This window comes from Pseudomonas sp. B21-019, from assembly GCF_024749225.1.
Lineage (GTDB): Bacteria > Pseudomonadota > Gammaproteobacteria > Pseudomonadales > Pseudomonadaceae > Aquipseudomonas.
This window is the reverse complement of sequence record NZ_CP087193.1, coordinates 6,181,998-6,198,783: the sequence shown is the minus strand read 5'-3', so window position 1 is coordinate 6,198,783 and position 16,786 is coordinate 6,181,998. Positions and strand designations below refer to the sequence as shown.

The 16,786-nt window shown below is 56.7% G+C and carries 14 protein-coding genes; 7 read left to right on the top strand and 7 right to left on the bottom strand.

Annotation, left to right across the window (positions count from 1 at the left end):
• Window positions 1-25: 25 nt before the first annotated feature.
• The 6 genes from LOY36_RS27985 (at window position 26) to LOY36_RS27960 (ending at window position 8,365) form a co-directional block, all read left to right on the top strand.
• A complete protein-coding gene (locus LOY36_RS27985) occupies window positions 26-2,062 on the top strand; it encodes a type VI secretion system tip protein VgrG (RefSeq protein ID WP_258671646.1) in 2,037 nt (678 codons plus the stop codon).
• 5 nt (window positions 2,063-2,067) lie between these two features.
• Complete coding sequence (locus tag LOY36_RS27980; RefSeq protein ID WP_258671645.1) at window positions 2,068-3,090, top strand: tetratricopeptide repeat protein; 1,023 nt, start codon at window positions 2,068-2,070, stop codon at window positions 3,088-3,090.
• Between the two features lie 16 nt (window positions 3,091-3,106).
• On the top strand, window positions 3,107-6,295 hold the full coding sequence (locus LOY36_RS27975) for an EF-hand domain-containing protein (protein ID WP_258671643.1): 3,189 nt from the start codon (window positions 3,107-3,109) through the stop codon (window positions 6,293-6,295).
• Window positions 6,285-7,196, top strand: coding sequence for a tetratricopeptide repeat protein (locus tag LOY36_RS27970; protein ID WP_258671640.1), 912 nt, complete (start codon window positions 6,285-6,287; stop codon window positions 7,194-7,196). Before LOY36_RS27975 ends, LOY36_RS27970 begins: the two co-directional genes overlap by 11 nt.
• Before the next feature lie 218 nt (window positions 7,197-7,414).
• The gene (locus LOY36_RS27965) at window positions 7,415-7,879 is read left to right on the top strand and encodes a hypothetical protein (protein ID WP_258671638.1); all 465 of its coding nucleotides are present in this window, start codon (window positions 7,415-7,417) and stop codon (window positions 7,877-7,879) included.
• 63 nt (window positions 7,880-7,942) lie between these two features.
• Window positions 7,943-8,365, top strand: coding sequence for a hypothetical protein (locus LOY36_RS27960; protein ID WP_258671636.1), 423 nt, complete (start codon window positions 7,943-7,945; stop codon window positions 8,363-8,365).
• Between the two features lie 55 nt (window positions 8,366-8,420).
• Here LOY36_RS27960 and LOY36_RS27955 read toward each other — a convergent pair whose 3' ends face one another.
• Entirely contained in the window at window positions 8,421-8,801 is a 381-nt protein-coding gene (locus LOY36_RS27955; RefSeq protein WP_258671634.1) for a DUF6124 family protein, read from the bottom strand.
• A gap of 535 nt (window positions 8,802-9,336) precedes the next feature.
• Here LOY36_RS27955 and LOY36_RS27950 point away from each other — a divergent pair.
• The gene (locus LOY36_RS27950) at window positions 9,337-9,720 is read left to right on the top strand and encodes a helicase (protein ID WP_258671632.1); all 384 of its coding nucleotides are present in this window, start codon (window positions 9,337-9,339) and stop codon (window positions 9,718-9,720) included.
• Window positions 9,721-9,880: 160 nt separating this feature from the next.
• On the opposite strand, the gene LOY36_RS27945 is transcribed toward LOY36_RS27950, so the two are convergent.
• The 6 genes from LOY36_RS27945 to exbB all read right to left on the bottom strand — a co-directional run bounded on the left by LOY36_RS27945 (window position 9,881) and on the right by exbB (window position 16,684).
• A complete protein-coding gene (locus LOY36_RS27945) occupies window positions 9,881-11,281 on the bottom strand; it encodes an aminoacyl-tRNA deacylase and HDOD domain-containing protein (RefSeq protein WP_018927474.1) in 1,401 nt (466 codons plus the stop codon).
• A 78-nt stretch (window positions 11,282-11,359) separates the two neighbouring features.
• Window positions 11,360-13,435 carry an ATP-dependent DNA helicase RecG gene (gene recG, locus LOY36_RS27940; protein WP_019650087.1) on the bottom strand — a complete coding sequence of 692 codons (2,076 nt, stop codon included), beginning with the start codon at window positions 13,433-13,435 and terminating at the stop codon, window positions 11,360-11,362.
• Window positions 13,436-13,444: 9 nt separating this feature from the next.
• The gene (locus tag LOY36_RS27935) at window positions 13,445-14,374 is read right to left on the bottom strand and encodes a hydrogen peroxide-inducible genes activator (protein ID WP_008007618.1); all 930 of its coding nucleotides are present in this window, start codon (window positions 14,372-14,374) and stop codon (window positions 13,445-13,447) included.
• A 187-nt stretch (window positions 14,375-14,561) separates the two neighbouring features.
• On the bottom strand, window positions 14,562-15,302 hold the full coding sequence (locus LOY36_RS27930) for an energy transducer TonB (RefSeq protein ID WP_258671630.1): 741 nt from the start codon (window positions 15,300-15,302) through the stop codon (window positions 14,562-14,564).
• Window positions 15,299-15,727, bottom strand: coding sequence for a TonB system transport protein ExbD (exbD, locus tag LOY36_RS27925; protein WP_007934588.1), 429 nt, complete (start codon window positions 15,725-15,727; stop codon window positions 15,299-15,301). The genes LOY36_RS27930 and exbD overlap by 4 nt, the downstream gene beginning before the upstream one ends.
• A 6-nt stretch (window positions 15,728-15,733) precedes the next feature.
• Window positions 15,734-16,684, bottom strand: a complete 951-nt coding sequence (gene exbB, locus LOY36_RS27920; protein ID WP_258671628.1) for a tonB-system energizer ExbB — start codon at window positions 16,682-16,684, stop codon at window positions 15,734-15,736.
• Between the last annotated feature and the right edge of the window lie 102 nt (window positions 16,685-16,786).

Here is a 16,786-nt window from a genome sequence, read left to right as displayed (position 1 = left end):
ATGACTACCGAACAGGGAGCAAGCAATGTTCAACTCAGCTAACGAAACGCACTTCAGCCTCACCGTCGAAGACTATGCCGGCGACCTGCAAGTGTTGTCGTTCACCGGCACCGAAGGCATCAGCCAGCCGTATCGCTTCGACCTGGAACTGGTCAGCGAAAACCCGGATCTGGACCTGGAAAAGCTCCTGCACAAGCAGGCATTCCTCGCATTCGACCCGAAGGGTTCTGGCATCCACGGCCAGATCTACCGCGTCGCCCAAGGCGATGCCGGCAAGCGCCTGACCCGCTACAAAATCTCCCTGGTGCCGCACCTGCAATACCTGCATCACCGCACCAACCAGCGCATCTACCAGCAGATGTCGGCGCCGAAAATCATCGCGCTGATCCTCGAAGAACACGGCATCAAGGGCAACGCCTACCGCTTCCAGCTGAGCACCCCGTGCCCGGACCGCGACTACTGCGTGCAATACGACGAAACCGACCTGCACTTCGTCCAGCGCCTGTGCGAAGAAGAAGGCATTCACTACCACTTCCAGCACAGCGAAAAAGCCCACCTGCTGGTGTTCGGCGACGACCAGACCGTGTTCCCCAAACTCGGCCAGCCCACCGCCTACGTGCAAGGCAGCGGCATGGTCGCCGACGAGCCAGTGATCAAAGGCTTCAAACTGCGCCTGGAAACCCGCACCGGCCGCGTCACCCGCCGCGACTACGACTTCGAAAAGCCCAACCTGCGACTCGAAGCCGCGTACAAACCCGACGCCGAAAGCACCGAACCGGACCTCGAAGACTACGACTACCCCGGCCGCTTCCTCGACCGCGCCCGCGGCAAATTCCTCAGCCAACGTGCCCTTGAACGCCACCGCGCCGACTATCAACAAGCCGAAGGCCGTGGCGACCAGACCACCCTCGTCAGCGGCCACTTCCTCGAAATCTCCGACCACCCACGCACCGAGTGGAACGACCTCTGGCTACTCACCGAAGTCGTCCACGAAGGCAAACAGCCACAAGTGCTCGAAGAGGCGGTGACCAGCGACACCACCGACAACAAAGACGACTTCCACCAGGGCTACCGCAACCGCTTCCTCGCCACCCCGTGGAACGTGTTCTACCGCCCGGCCCTGGAACACCCAAAACCCCGCGTCCTCGGCAGCCAGACTGCCATGGTCACCGGCCCCAAAGGCGAAGAAATCCACTGCGACCAGTACGGCCGCATCAAAGTGCAATTCCACTGGGACCGCGAAGGCCTGGCCGACGACAAAACCAGCTGCTGGATGCGCGTCTCTTCGAGCTGGGCCGGCGACCGCTACGGCGCCATCGCCATCCCGCGCATCGGCATGGAAGTCCTCGTCACCTTCCTCGAAGGCGACCCCGACCAACCGCTGGTAACCGGTTGCCTGTACCACAAGGAAAACCAGGTTCCCTACGACCTGCCAGCGAACAGAACCCGCACCGTCTTCAAAACCCTCAGCTCACCGGGGGGCGGCGGGTACAACGAACTGCGGATCGAAGACAAGAAAGGGGCGGAGCAGATCTTTATTCATGCCCAACGGGATTGGGATGAAAACATCGAGCACGACCAGAAGATTCGGGTGGGGAATGAACGCCACGACACCGTGGTGAAGAACACCTACACCGAGCTGAAGGCCGAAGAGCACCGCACCACGATTGCGGATCGCAAGACTGAGGCGCGGATGGATGATCACCTGACGATTGGGCAGAACCAGCACGTCAAGCTGGGGACTGCGCAGCTGACCAGTGCCGGGAAGGAGATTCACCTGAAGGCTGGGGACAAGATTGTTATCGAGGCTGGGATGGAGCTGACCGTAAAGGCGGGAGGGAGCTTCATCAAGCTCGATGCGGGTGGGGTTTCCGTGGTTGGGCCGGTGGTGAAGATTAATGCCGGTGGATCGGCGGGGAGTGGGACCGGGATTGGGATTAAGCCACCGGTGTTGCCGGGGGCTGCGGATAAGGATAAGGCGGGGAGTTTGATGGATCAGGCGTTGGGGAATGCGGTGCCTGAGAAGGTTAAGCCGAAGGCTTTTTTTGTGTTTTCTGAGTGATCGACATGAATGGTGTTTTGAAGAAGAGCAATGGCTTCGCTGTAGCGGTTTTCACCGCGTCGCTGCTGAGCCTGTTTCATGGCAGCGTTTATGCGGATGAATGTCCGTCAGAAGACTTCGCTCAATTTCTGCCAGCGTTCTCTGCGAACGCAGAAACACAGCAACGTCTGACCGCGATGACGGTGAAGTCGCTGGTATTGAAGCCAGCGGGAGAGAGCAGAAATTTTGAGCCGCAAACGACGGGAGTCAACAGCTCCACGTTGGCGTTTCCACTGATGGCACCCGTAGCCACAGACAAGACAGAAGGTGTTGAAGTCGAAGCGGTGGACGACAGGCACTTCAACGTTGTGGATAAGCGCGCGGGTAACAGCAACATCAAGATTTTTAACTTTTCCCGTCAAGCGTGCTGGGTGCTAGAGGGGGTCGAGGACTGGTCGATTAGTGAGAAAGACCTAGTTGTGGCGAGTACTCCGACCATGAGCGCTGCCGAGAATTTCTGCTTTCAGCGTGCGGAAGCTTACGGAGGACTGGGGGGAGTGGAGCAGTACCGGTTGACAGGCGAATTTTTTGAGGCTTCGCTGGAAAACTACCTGTGCGCTGCAGCTTCGGGGGATCCTCAAGCCAGCTTGAATGCTGCCAGTTTGAGTCTCTCAGGTATGGCTCCACAGCTTGAGACGGAGAAGGTTGAGGCGCTTTTCAAGGCAGCGGCGACCACTCTCGCCGATGGTGCCGCCTCTCTATCAACGTTTTATTGCTACGGAAATAACCCTGCGGCTGAAGGCCCTTGCCAGCACCCCGAACAAGCTGAAAAGGAGCTTATTCGCGCGGCATCGATGGGCTCGGCTGATGCTATGAATTATTTGGGTTACTCCTTTGAAACAGGGGAGTTGGTGACCAAGGATATGTCTAGAGCGCTGGCGTGCTATCGCTTGGCTGCCGACAAAGGTAACGGCACCGCTCTGAACAATTTAAATCGATTGAAAACGCAAGCGACTGAAGCGGCTCGAGCCGGCAGCCATTGCTACTAATTTGCAGGATGCAGAAATGACAGAGCCACTTGATTTAAAGAACAACTACACCGGCGGTGATTACGTTTATCTGATGGGCGGGGACGGTGTTAGAACAAACGCTGCGGGTAAAAAACTGATTGATTGTTCCCATATGGTGAACTTGTTACTCACCGGAGCTGGTTACCAGATTCCGTATGAAGAAACACGCACCATGGAAAATTCCACTTACTACACAACGGTCCTACCGCAAGATGTGCGACGAGGTGACATCGCGCTTTGGATCAATGCGGCCCCAAACAGACCCGGTTCGCCTTTGTTCCATACGGGCATCGTTGAAGACTTCAATCCGGCTACCAAGGTCGGACATATATTTGGGGCTCAAAACAGCACCGGCCCGGCCAAAGCGATATTTGGCCCAAAACCTCCCAGCTTTTACTGGCCAGTAGTTACTAAATTTCTGCGAGCTAAAGAAGAGTTCAGAACAGGAGCAGCACCTGCACCCGCACCCGCACCCGCACCTGCACCAGCTCCGGCGCCCGCTCCGGCACCAGCCAGCCCAGCTCCCCTGATGAACTTTCAATATCCATTCAGAAAAGCAGATGGTAAGCAGTTCACTGACGCTGAAGAAGTCTATAAGGCGATCGAAAGTGAAGCGTCGGGCCATTACCTGCTGGGCAGCAACAAATTTTGGCACGGTGGCATCCACATCTCCGACAGGAGCGCTCCACAGTGCGTGCTGAATGAGCCGGTTCGCTGTATGGCCGATGGCGAAGTCGTTGCGTATCGCCTTAACGAGGATTATCTGGAGTCGACCTTCGGCGACAACGAGAAAAAGCTGAGGTATTCCAACTCCTTCTGTCTAGTGCGTCACGAGTACAAATCAGCACCCAACCCGGAAGAAGGGCCGAACAAAGGCAAGCAAAACAAGCTGAACTTCTACAGTCTGTATATGCATTTGCTGCCTTATAAGCGCTATCCGCTATCTGAGGAAGAAACACCGAAACCCAAAGTGACCATGAAGGTAAATGACTTCAAGGCATACGACGAGTTTCCCGAAACAAGCAGCGTTCAGTCACCCGGAAAACTGGCTATGGGCACCAAGCTTGAGGTGCTGGAGCAGAGAAGCGTCGGTAACGTCACCTATGCTAAAGGAAAAATCCTTTCCGGCAGTGTAAAGAACGGGTCACACAAAGTTCGTGAAGCAGGGAGAGAGGTTTGGTTCGCCTATTTGAAGAATGGTGCACCTTACCAAAACTCCCAACCCAAACGTATTTGGCTCGCGGACGATGTACCAGAACGTGCCAGGCCAAATTATTGGCAAGGGAAAGTAAAAGCTAGGACGTGCCAACGCTTGGCGATGTATGCCGCACCAGCGAATCCTTCAAGCGGGCAACCAGCAGGTGCGCGTATAGAGGAAAATCGAGAGATCACGGTCAACAGCATCATTGCGTTCGATAGTAAGGATGTTGTGAGCTTGGTTCTCGACAACAAACTGCGGCGAATGGCCCCATGTACACCGGTGGAAGCTAGCATATGGCAAGGCGCTGGGAGCGTACCGTCAAATTTCTGGGCGATTATCGAAAGCGATCCGGAAAGTCAGTATGTGCAGTGGGAAACTGTAACTCCTACAGATTTTGATGTTGTATCAACAAGCATCGGCATCAAGGCTGGCGACCCAATTGGGTACTTGGGTAAAACTGAAAACCTTGTCAATGAGCAAGGTCAGACAGACAGTAAATTCCAGGTTCATGTGGAGATATTCACCGCCGAGGCTGACATCAAGAACTTCCTCGACAACCTCGCGGGCTTAAAGCTTGGCAAGCAGTACCTGTATTTGCCGATTGGAACCAAATTAAAGAAGAAGTTACCTGCTACTGGCACCAGCGATCCAATCAAGAATGAGCATGCGATTGACTTCAACAAGGCTCCTATCATCAAGGAGGGCAACGAAGATTGGTATGACATCAGCGTTGTTGAGGGTGATCAAACTGTTTCTGGACTGATCAAAAAGGCTGGCGCTGAAATTATCACTCAGCATGATTGGACGAAGTTGGGCTTTCAGATAGTTGAGGAGTCCAACGCCACGGCGGATGGCTTTCTCGATCCCGAAGACATGCCACAGTTCTTCAAGGATCTTTTCAAAAAAATCGATAAAAATCACGATGGTGACGTTGATCCAGAAGAGCTCGCTGACGCGTTGAAGAATGCTGACACTAGAGGTCAGTGGGCGAAACTGATTGCTCATCATCCAACCGAGTGGAAGTTCGAAGCAGATTCCGCGAAATGGAGTAAGTTGGACAAAATATTTGAAGCAGTTCCAAAAATGTTGAAGCATGAAAAAGAAAGAATAACTAATTACATTTTTTGGGAAAAACTTGCCGGCAAGGCAGTCATGAGTTCGGATGTGATTTGGCATTTTCATCCGATTAGCTTCGTAGACAATTTTTTATCATCTGTATGTATTCCTTTGGAAAAGGCGCAAGAGGTTGCCCTTCTTGTTTCTTCCGGCTATGAGGGCTCAACCTCAAACACGCTGGATTACGAGGCCGTGGCTGGTAACTTTGATGGTCAAGGCGTGTCTTTTGGCATAATTCAGTGGAATTTCGGGCAAGGTACACTTGGGCCATTGTTGCTGGCGATGAGGTCGGAGAATCAGGTCAAATTTGATAGCTGTTTTGACACCAATATGAACTTTCAGGCTTTGCTGAATGCGATAAATGCTGCGAGCATCCCTTCTCAGATGAATTGGGCTACAGGTGTAGCTGCTAGTAATCCTAACTGGAAGTCCGCCTTTAGGAAGGTTGGTGAAGTGGAAGAATTCCGAAAAATACAGTTGAAGTTTGCGGCTCATTACAATGACAATATTAAATCGTGCCTTGCATTAATGCGAGAGCTTGCCCCGCATTTAATGGTGAAAGTTCAGTTGAGGACGTATTGTGCTTTGTTTGATTTGTGTGTGCAGCAAAATAATCTAAATAGCGCTAAGGAATTAATTCAGGCGGAATTCCCAGCTGCCCAAATTACAACTCAGAAAGAGCTTCTTGTATTTGTATGTAAGAAGCGTGCAGAAAAAGCCTTAACTGCCTGGCGGTCCGACGCCTTTAGTCGCCGAATGGGAATAATTCAAGGGCAGGCATACACTGCGACGATGAATGGTATAACTAAAACTAGAAGTAATTCAAATTACGGTTTAATAGTCGAAGGAGACGTGTGTGAGATTTAATATTTCTTATTTCCTAGGGGCGCTGGTTTTTGCGGCTTCCTCTTTAGCTGGTGCCCAAGATTTGGTTTGTGATTCTGATAGTAATGTGTGCACAGTTTTGGTTGCCGAAAATTATTGTGGGGCAGGCGAGACGGCGAAAACTAAGTGGGATATGCGAACTGGGGAATATATTTTAAGTTGTGAGTGCAATTGCACTTCACAGGAGAATACGTTCTGGCTTGTTTCTGGCGCCAATAAGGAGTCTGTGAGAAAGGTTGAAACCAGTAAGATAGTGAGTACTATCGACTTAAGAAAAAATAAGAATGGTGTGCCGGATGTGTTTGGTTTGGTTCCTTATTGCACGACTCTGCATACAGATTCAGATAAGCTAGTTAGCTTGCAAAAAATTCCAAGCGAGAATGATGCCCAGCATCCTTATTGTTATGAGGTTGATGAGTCGGCTTCATCAGAGCTTTGTTCGACGTCGGAATGCAAGGACAAGGAGGAACTGGTTAAAAAAATCACCAGCTCTATAAAGGCTGAAACTCTAATTGAGTTTAAGAGCGCTACTGCGAGACTTTATAAGGACAAAGTTCGCTTCCAGGACTTCCCTAAACGAGTGTTTGTGGAGAAGTACATTGCTGCGTATGCGTACTCAGTGAATAATCAACAATCGTACAATGATATCGCATACTATTGGCAGCAAGCGGGCTTTAATGAGGATGCTATTTGGTTGCTCGAGAAGGTGATATCGAATAGTCCTGATCGTACAGTTGCCTATCTTAATATAGCCGATGCGTACTGGTCGAAAGGGGATAAGCAGAAGGCATCTGCCAACTATAAGAAGTATGTCGATCTGATGGTGTCATCAGGTAAGCAGAAAAAAATTCCTGAGCGTGTTAACGAACGAAGTAAGTTATGACCAAAAAGGGGGGCGATTTATTTGTGGGGTAGATTTAACTTTCGATAAATAAATCTGTCCCCTTTGTTGTCGGGAAGGTCTGATCAAGGCTTATGGCGTCACGAAGAGGCAGCCTCAGCAGGAGAGTCCTGCGGTTAAAAGGATCGACTATGAGCGGCCTTAAGTCGGCGGTGCAAGTCTTTGAAGAATGGTCAGCTCGTGGATCAACAGGGAAGTAAATGGAAATGGCCAGGTTTTTTAGTTGTGTATGCGTGGTTGTATCAATCATCGGTTTTTCGTCACAACCAGCGTTAGCCAAAAACCTGCAAACCATCGAGCAGATGCACCCGGCCAATGTTGCTTGTCCCTCGAACGAGTTCTCAGCGTTCCTCGCAGCCTTTTCCGAGCGAGCAGACGTGCAAAAAGCGTTCGTCCGACAGCCGCTGAAAATGGTCACGACCGTAGCGGGAGATCCCGAGCCTGAGATGGAAAAACGCAGCGTCAGTGGTGATCAGATCAAGTTTCCAATCATCCCGGATCGCGTGAAGCGAGAGGCCGACGGTCTTACGTTGACCGTCAAGGAAGAGCGGGGTAACAACGCCACGGCGATCCTGCAGAAGCCGGATACCGATTATGTCTTCGAGTATCAGTTTGTTCGTGGGCAATGTTGGCGGCTTGCAGAGGTCTCGGATTTTTCACTTTAGGCATGCGGTAAGCTCTACTGAGAGCACGTCATCGTTTTCAAAAAAATGAGATCAGAGGGATCTGTGAAGAAGTTATTTTTAATGCTGTTGTTGGTATTGCCGCTGACGGCCCGCAGTGAGATCACAACACAGGTCTCGTGTTTCCGTTCGCTGGAAGGTAAAAACATCAATTTCGAATTCAAAACCTATTACGACTCGGTCACCCAATGGAGCGGCGCGGGGGTTAGGTATAGCAAGTCGAAGAAGGCCATTCCTCTCGTCTATCGAAACACTGTGGAAGAAGTCATGACGGAGGACGGGCCTTATCAGTTCACGACGACTTGGGTGGAGGTTTCTGACGGTGTGGTGACGGGGGAGTATGAAAGGGCGACTCAGGGGGCTCGGGTAAACTCGATGTACTACACGAATTACAAATCCGGTAAGAAATATTCGTTCGATCAGGATATCAGCATGGAGGCGTCACCAGAGACAGGCTGTCAGTGGTGAGTCGAGACCATCGAGAAAGGGGACTCAATGTCCCCTTTCTCTTTCCGCGATTTCGCTACGCCTTCGCCCGATGCTCCGCCGGATTCGGCGAATCAATGTGATCCAGCGCTCGCTCCACCAACAACCGAACCCCATCTGCCAATCTGCTTAGCGCCAAGGCTAAGGAGCGCCGTTCTCCATCAACATCGTCGGCCAGGCTGGCGGCGATGGCGCTGATGGACAGCAGGTCTTCTGAGGCATTGGCCAGGAGGGCTTCGGTGTCGATGTCGGGGGAGACGGTGAAGAGTTTGCCTTTGCGCTTGGGTTTTTCTTTGGGTGGTGGGGCGAAATGGTGGTCGAGGGCGCGTTCGGCGGCTTCGTGGAGTTTTCTGGAATCTAAGGATTCGTAGGGGGATGTGGCTGGGTTTTCGGGGGGATTCGGTGTTGGCTTGATCATAGATGTTAACTTCCTGGAGTTAAGAGGCTGACACCGTTTCGCTTTGCACTTCGAAAGAGGTGGCAGCTGTGCGTTGGTGTGCAAGACCGGTCCAGGTGCCCGGCAGACCCGAAGGTCTCCGACGCACAGCCGCCATAACGATCCGCGAGCATAGGAAAACGCTCGATGAATTGCCACCAACGATTGTGCACCTGAATCGGACTTGCACGTCCGAGTCACCGATTTTGCGGTGACGAACAGAGGTTATCGGTGAAGGCCAAGGGTGCCTAGTTCATGGGCAGCCCGGCGTTTTGAAGGAAATGTCCGAGTGGTTTGAGGGCATCAAGATCAAAAGATCGCAGCCTTCGGCAGCTCCTACAGGAATGTGTTTCTTTAGGTGTAGGTCGGATCCCTCAGAATGAAGTGCAAAGCGTGACTTGGCGGTCATCATGCGGGAAAAACGGTTCATCTTCTTCTAACGAAACCCGATGGTGGAGTTCTGGCTTGGAGCGGCTACACTGCGCCGGCCGTTCATTTTTCTTTTGAGGCTGTGCGCATGAAATTTCGTTTTCTTCTGTGGATGCTGGGTTTGTTGATGGGTAAGGCCAGTCGGACTAATCCTGCGTTTCAGCAGCAGTTGGGTGACAAGGCGTTGGTGTTTCAGCTACAGACCCTGGACGGGAAGGTGGCGCGGCATTTCGTGGTGAAGGATCAGCGCATTACCAGCAAGGCTGGGGTGTATGCGGAGCCGGCGTTTGCGATTGCCTTTAAAGACGCGGCGTATGGCTTTGCCACGATGCAGGCGAAGAACAAGCAATTGGCGTTTATGCAGGGGATTCAGGACAAGTCGATTCAGATCAAGGGCAACCCGGCGCTGGTGATCTGGTTTCAGGGGTTGACCAAGTATTTGAAGCCGAAGAAGGCCAAGCCCAAGGCTTGAGTTTGGCGTGAGGCGGTGACGCGGAGCGTGGGAACGATCAATCAGGCTCACCTTGGTGGCTGGGTTTGCGACTGCTGCGCAGTCGAGCGGGAGCAAGCTCCCTCGCCACAAAAAAATGCCCCACACTCGATCAAGTGTGGGGCATTTTTTATGGCTGCATTCAGGCCTGGCTAAATTGCGAAGCCAGTTCACGCAGCAGCACTTCAGCCTCAAGCACTTTGCTGACCACGTCGTTGGCCTTGTCGCGAGTCAGCCCCACACGCTCCAGCAAGGCATCCGGAATGTCTTCATCCGGCCCCGAGCCAATCCCGCGACTACGTAGCAAACGCACGGCCAAACATACGAGGTTCGGGTACTCGGCGTAGTCGCCGTCGTAGCTTGGGTCGTGCTGGAAGCGCAGGGCGGTGGCCAGTTCTTCGGGCATGTCCCAGTAGCGCATCAGCCATGAGCCGATCTGTTCGCGGCTGATGCCCAGCAGGTGTTGCTCGACGTAGCTATGGCACAGGTGCGGGTTGACCTCCAGGTGGCGGCAGATCAGCGAGAAGTGCGGCGGGAACACGTGGGCCAGCAGCAGGTAGCCGAAGTTGTGCAGCAGGCCGGCGAGGTAGGTCAGGCCGGCTTCCGGGCGCTGGGCGCGGGGCATGGCGCGGGTCAGGCCTTCGATGACGGCGGCGGTGTAGATCGATTGCTGCCAGTACGGCGTGGTGTGTTGCGGGTGGTCTTTGGGCAGGCTCAGGGTTTTGCCCAAGGCCAGGCCCAGCGCCAGGTTGATCACCAGGTCGAAACCCAGCACGCGGACGATGGCGTCTTCCACTGAACGAATCTTGCCCGGCGAGGCGTAGTACGGCGACGCCGCCCAGCTGACGACTTGGGCGGCCAAGGCTGGGTCGGTTTCGACCACGCCGGTGATGTCGTCGATGGTGGCGTTGGGGTCGACCCGCAGTTTGATGATTTTCTGCGCGGTTTCGGCCAGTGGCGGAATTTCGATGGTCGCTTCCAGGCGTTGCTGAATGCGCCGCGCGGTGAACGCTTGCACGGCCTGGGTGATTTCCTCGCGGTCATCGTCGGGACGGTCGAGGTTCGGGCGGATGCTGTGCACGGCTTCGCCGAAGTTGCCGGCGCTGGCCTTGGTCAGCATGGTTTTGAAATCTTCGCTGGTGATTTCCAGCAGCACGCCTGGCTCGCCCGAGTTGATCAGCAACTTCGGTTCGCGCAGCAGGCTTTCTTCGTACAGGCACGGTGAGCTGGTGAGCGCCGGCAGGCCGGGCAGCAGGCTCAGGCTGTGTTTGCCGAGCATTTTTACCAGGCGTTCGGTGGATACAGCGGTCAACCGGCGGCCAGTGAGTTCGGCGAGGCGGTTGAGGTCCAGCAATTGGCTTTGCGGAAACAGCACCATGAGCGCGCCGACGGCATCGTCCAGCAAAACCGCCTGCACTTTGCGCGCGGCGTTCAGGCCGTGATGGTCGAGGACTTCCTGGTAGGCGATGCCCAGTTTGCCGAGCAGCAGCCGAATAACAGACGGAGCGTGCGGGGTTTCAGGGGCGAGGGCAGCTTCTGTCATGGTCTGTATCCGTTTTCAAACAATTGCAGGAGTATAACCAGCTTGTTTAAGGCCAGGGTCCAGAAACTGCGACAGTGCTCACACTTGGCCGTATTGCTGCCCATGGCGTAGCCAGCGGTCGAGCAGCGGGCTGACGTGATCCGGCCAGCGTTCGAGCAAGGCTTGGGCGGCGTCGCGCACGGCGGGCAGTAAATCGGCATCGCGCATCAGGTCCGCGACCTTGAATTGCAGCAGGCCGGTCTGGCGTGTGCCGAGCATTTCGCCGGGGCCGCGCAGTTCGAGGTCTTTTTCGGCGATGACAAAACCGTCGTTGGTTTCGCGCATGATGCCCAGCCGCTGACGGCCGATCTGCGACAGCGGTGGATGGTAGAGCAGCACGCAATGGCTGACGGCGCTGCCCCGGCCGACGCGGCCACGCAACTGGTGCAATTGTGCGAGGCCAAGGCGTTCGGGGTTTTCGATGATCATCAGGCTGGCGTTGGGCACGTCCACGCCAACTTCGATCACGGTGGTGGCGACCAGCAGTTGCAGGTTGCCGGCCTTGAATTCGGCCATGACGGCAGCTTTTTCGGCGGGCTTCATGCGGCCGTGGATCAGGCCGACCTTCAACTCGCCGAGGGCGGCGGTGAGGTCTTCGTGTGTGGTTTCGGCGGCCTGGCAGGTCAGCTCTTCCGACTCTTCGATCAGCGTGCACACCCAATAGGCCTGACGGCCCTCGGCACAAGCGCCGCGCACCCGTTCGATCACTTCGACGCGCCGGGTGTCGGTGACCAGCACCGTGTTCACCGGGGTGCGGCCGGGGGGCAGTTCGTCGAGGATCGAGGTGTCGAGGTCGGCGTAGGCGCTCATGGCCAGCGTCCGGGGAATCGGTGTGGCGGTCATGATCAGCTGGTGCGGACACATCCGCCCGCCGACGCCTTTCTGCCGCAATGCCAGGCGCTGCTGCACGCCGAAGCGGTGTTGTTCGTCGATGATCGCCAGCGCCAGGTTCTTGAACTGCACTTCATCCTGAAACAGCGCGTGGGTGCCGACCACCATCGGTGCGCCGCCCGCGATCTGCTCCAGCGCGGCCACGCGGTTTTTGCCCTTGAGCTTGCCCGCCAGCCACGCAACTTCGATGCCCAGCGGTTCGAGCCAGCGCTTGAAGGTGATGAAGTGCTGCTCGGCGAGGATTTCGGTGGGCGCCATCAGTGCGACCTGATAACCCGCTTCCAGCGCTTGCAGCGCAGCCAGGGCGGCGACCACGGTTTTGCCCGCACCAACGTCGCCCTGAATCAGCCGCAGCATCGGTTCGTGCTGGCTGAGGTCGTAAGCGATTTCGTTGCCGACCCGTTGTTGGGCGCCGGTCGGGGTGAAGCCGAGGTTGGCCAGATACTGTGCTGGCAGCTTGGTGGCTTTGGGCATGGCCGGCGCGCGCAAGGCACGCATGCTTTCGCGCAGGCGTTGCTGGGATAGTTGATGGGTCAGCAGCTCTTCAAAGGCCAAGCGGTGCTGGGCCCAGTGATGACCGAGGGCGAGCTCATCGACGTCGGCATCGGCGGGCGGGTGATGCAGGTAGCGGATCGCATCGGCCAGCGGCGCCAGTTGATAGTCCCGGGCCAGTTCGGTCGGCAGCCAGTCGGGCAAGCTGCTGGGGCCGAGCAGGGTCAGGGTTTGCATGCACAGCTGGCGCAAACGCTGCTGGGTCAGGCCTTCGGTGAGCGGGTAGACCGGGGTCAGGGTTTCATCCACCGGCGGCGGTTCGTCACCGGTGATGGCGCGGTATTCCGGGTGGTAGATTTCCAGCCCCGAGGCTCCGGGCCGGGCTTCGCCGTAGCAGCGAATCCGCGTGCCGCGTTTGAGGCCTTCTTTCTGGGCGTTGCTGAAATGATAGAAGCGCAGGCTGAGCCCGCCGGTGCCGTCCTGCAGACGGACAACCAGGCTACGGCGCCGGCCCATGACCACATCGGCGCCGCTGACGGTGCCTTCGATCACCGCGTCTTGCCCGGGTCGCAAATGGCCGATCGGGACCACGCGAGTGCGGTCCTGATAGCGCAACGGCAGGTGGAACAGCACGTCCTGGAGATTCTCCAGGCCGACCTTGGCCAGTTTCTCGGCCATGGCTTCGCCGACACCCTTGAGTGCCGTCACCGACACTTGCGACAACTCGGTCATGACAGCGACTTAACCGGCTACCACCGGCGCTGGCGGCTTGGCCACCGAGCACAGGCGAATGGAGTCGGCGAGAATTTCAATCGCCTTGGGCCGCGGGAAGCTCGCGCGCCAGGCGATGGCCACGGTGCGGAACGGCACCGGCGCACTCAATGGACGTACTTCGATCACGCCCGGGGCGTAGTGGTGGCTGTCCACCGCCGACAGCGGCAGGATCGAAATGCCCAGGCCAGAGGCGACCATGTGGCGGATGGTTTCCAGCGAGCTGGATTCCACCGTGGTGTGCTTGGCACCGTCGTTGCCTTTGGCCAGGGTCGGGCAGGCTTCCAGCACTTGATCGCGGAAGCAGTGGCCTTCACCGAGCAGCAGCAGGCTCTTGTCGTTGAGCAGAGCGGCGTCGATGGATTCTTTTTGTGTCCACGGATGCTGGGCCGGCATCAGGACGTAGAACGGCTCGTCGTAGAGCTGCAAGGTCAGCACGTCGGCTTCATTGAATGGCAGGGCGATGATGATCGCGTCGAGCTCGCCGTTGCGCAGTTTGTCGCGCAGCACGTGGGTGAAGTTTTCTTCGATGTACAACGGCATCTGCGGGGCGACCCGGTGCAGTTGTGGAATCAGGTGCGGGAACAGGTACGGGCCGACGGTGTAGATCGCGCCAACTTTCAGCGGTGCAGTCAGCTGGTTTTTGCCGGCCTGGGCCAGTTCGCGGATGCCTTGGGCCTGTTCCAGGACTTTTTGCGCCTGGGCGACAATGCCTTCGCCAACCGGGGTCAGGCGCACGGCGCTCTTGCTGCGCTCGAAAATCAGCACACCGAGTTCGTCTTCAAGCTTTTTCACGCCCACCGACAGGGTTGGCTGGCTGACGTGGCAACGCTCGGCCGCGTGGCCGAAGTGCTGCTCTTGGGCGAGGGTAACGATGTAGCGTAATTCTGTGAGAGTCATAGCAAGCGTCCATGAAGTTGCGGGCCAAGCATACCGGCTGCAATCGATAGACGCACGTTATCAGACTGAGTGTGCTAAGTGACACTGGGCAATGCAGGTTTGCCGTTTCCAGATATGCAAAAAGGCACCTTTCGGTGCCTTTTATAGGTTTTGTAACCGCCGAAGAGCCTGTGGGAGCGGCGGTGTTTTAACGGCGACGTTCCAGCGAGTAAACAAACGGTGCAACGATTTCGATGGAGCCGTTGTTCAGCATGTCGGCCGGTGGCTTGGGCAGCGGTTGGGCGCGGCGGATCATTTCCAGGGTAGCCCGGTCCAGATCGGCGTTGCCGGAGCGGCCCACCAGTTCGAACGACAGCACGTTACCTTCGGCATCCACCACAAAGCGCAGACGGTTCAAACCTTCCTTGCCGCGTTGCTGTGCGCTGGCCGGGTACTTTTTGTACTTGGCCAGGTGCGCGAGCAGGGTTCCTTGCCAGTTAGCTTTAGCTGCTTGCTGTGCCGGTGATGGACCGGGAGCCGGCTGAGCGGACTTCTCCGCCGGCGCCTGGGTTGGCTGCGCGTCGCTAGGCTTCTCCTCGGAAGGCTTTTCCTTCGGTGGCTCCGGTTTTTTCTCCACAGGCTTGGGCGGTTGCGGCTTCGGCTTGGGTTTGACCGGCTTGGGCACGGCAATCTCGGCCTTCGGCGCTTCAGCGAGTTTTGGAATCGGTAGTTCTTCCACCGGCGCCGGTGGCGGCGTGATCACCTTCGGCGGTGCGGGCGGTGGCGGGGCCGGCATCGGCGCCAGCTCGACCATCATCGCTTGCGGCGGCAGTTCGATTGGCGGGCGCGAGGTCCAGTTCAGTGCCAGCGCAATGGCCAGCGCATGGACGCCCAGCACCACGGCCAGGCTACCGCCGTAACGCGTCAGCTTTTGGCGCGTGTTGATCATTTTTTGGCTGCCGTCTCGAGTCCGACCAGACCGACCTTCAGGTAGCCGGCGGCGCGCAGGGCGTCCATCACGCTCATCAGGTCGCCGTAGTCCACGCCTTTGTCGGCCTGGAAGAAGATCGTCGTGTCTTTCTTGCCCTGGGTCTTGGCGTCGAGTGTGGCGCCGAGGGCTTCGGTCTTCACTTCGTCTTCGCCGAGGAACAGGCGCTGGTCAGCTTTTACGCTGAGGAACACCGGCTTCTCTGGCCGCGGCGCCGGTTTGGCGGTGGAGGCGGGCAGGTCGACCTTGATGTCCACGGTGGCCAGCGGCGCCGCCACCATGAAGATGATCAACAGCACCAGCATCACATCGATGAACGGCGTGACGTTGATTTCGTGGTTCTCGGCCAGATCGTCGTCTGCGCCTTCTTTCAAATGCAGGCCCATGGCCGATTACCCCACTTTCACCATGTGCGGATGCGAGCTGCGCTCGGGCGGCTGGTGGTCGAGGTCACGGCTGACCAGCAGCAGGACTTCTGCCGAGGCGTCGGACACTTGCGCCTTGTAACCGGCAATGGAGCGGGCGAAGACGTTGTAGATGACCACCGCAGGAATCGCTGCAACCAGACCCAGAGCGGTCGCCAGCAGGGCTTCGGCGATGCCGGGGGCCACGACGGCGAGGTTGGTGGTCTGGGTTTTGGCGATGCCGATGAAGCTGTTCATGATGCCCCATACGGTACCGAACAGGCCGACGAACGGCGCGGTGGAACCGATGGTGGCCAGCACGCCGGTGCCGCTGCTCATGTTGCGACCGCAGGCGGCAACCAGGCGCTCGAGGCGGAAGCTCACACGCTCCTTGATGCCTTCTTTCTCGCGGCTGTTGGCCGACAGGCGCATTTCTTCCAGCGCATCGTGGACCAGCAGGTTGGCGAGGGTGCCTTCCTTGGCCGCTGTCGAGCTGGCTTCTTTAAGGGTGGCGGCTTTTTTCAGATGGGCGATTTCAGCGCGCAGACGGCGCTTGGCGCCCATCAGCTCGAAGCCCTTGGCGATCCAGATGGTCCAGGTGATGATCGAGGCGATGGCCAGGCCGATCATCACGATTTTCACGATAATATCGGCGTTCTTGTACATGCCCCATGGCGACAGGTCGTGGGCCATTCCCAGGGAGTTGTCGGCTTCGAGAGCTTGCGGCATGTCCGCGGCGTTTACGGCCTGGACCGGATCGGTCGCGGCAGGTGCGGCTTGAACGGCTGGTGTTTGAGTGGCCGCAGGCAGTGTGGCCGGCGCTTGCGCATCGGCGAATGCGGCGGTCGGCGCCAGCATCAGGCTGAGCAGCAGGGCGGCTACCGCGCTCCAGGCGCGAGGTCGTTTGGTTGGCGAAGCGGAGAGTTGATTGCGTGTCATGCTGGCCGGACCTGAGAGGAAAAGACGGTAAGTGTTCTTCCAGGCCTCGTAAGGCCGAGAACAAAAGTGGCTGGCATTATTGCAATTAATTCTTGTTAACAA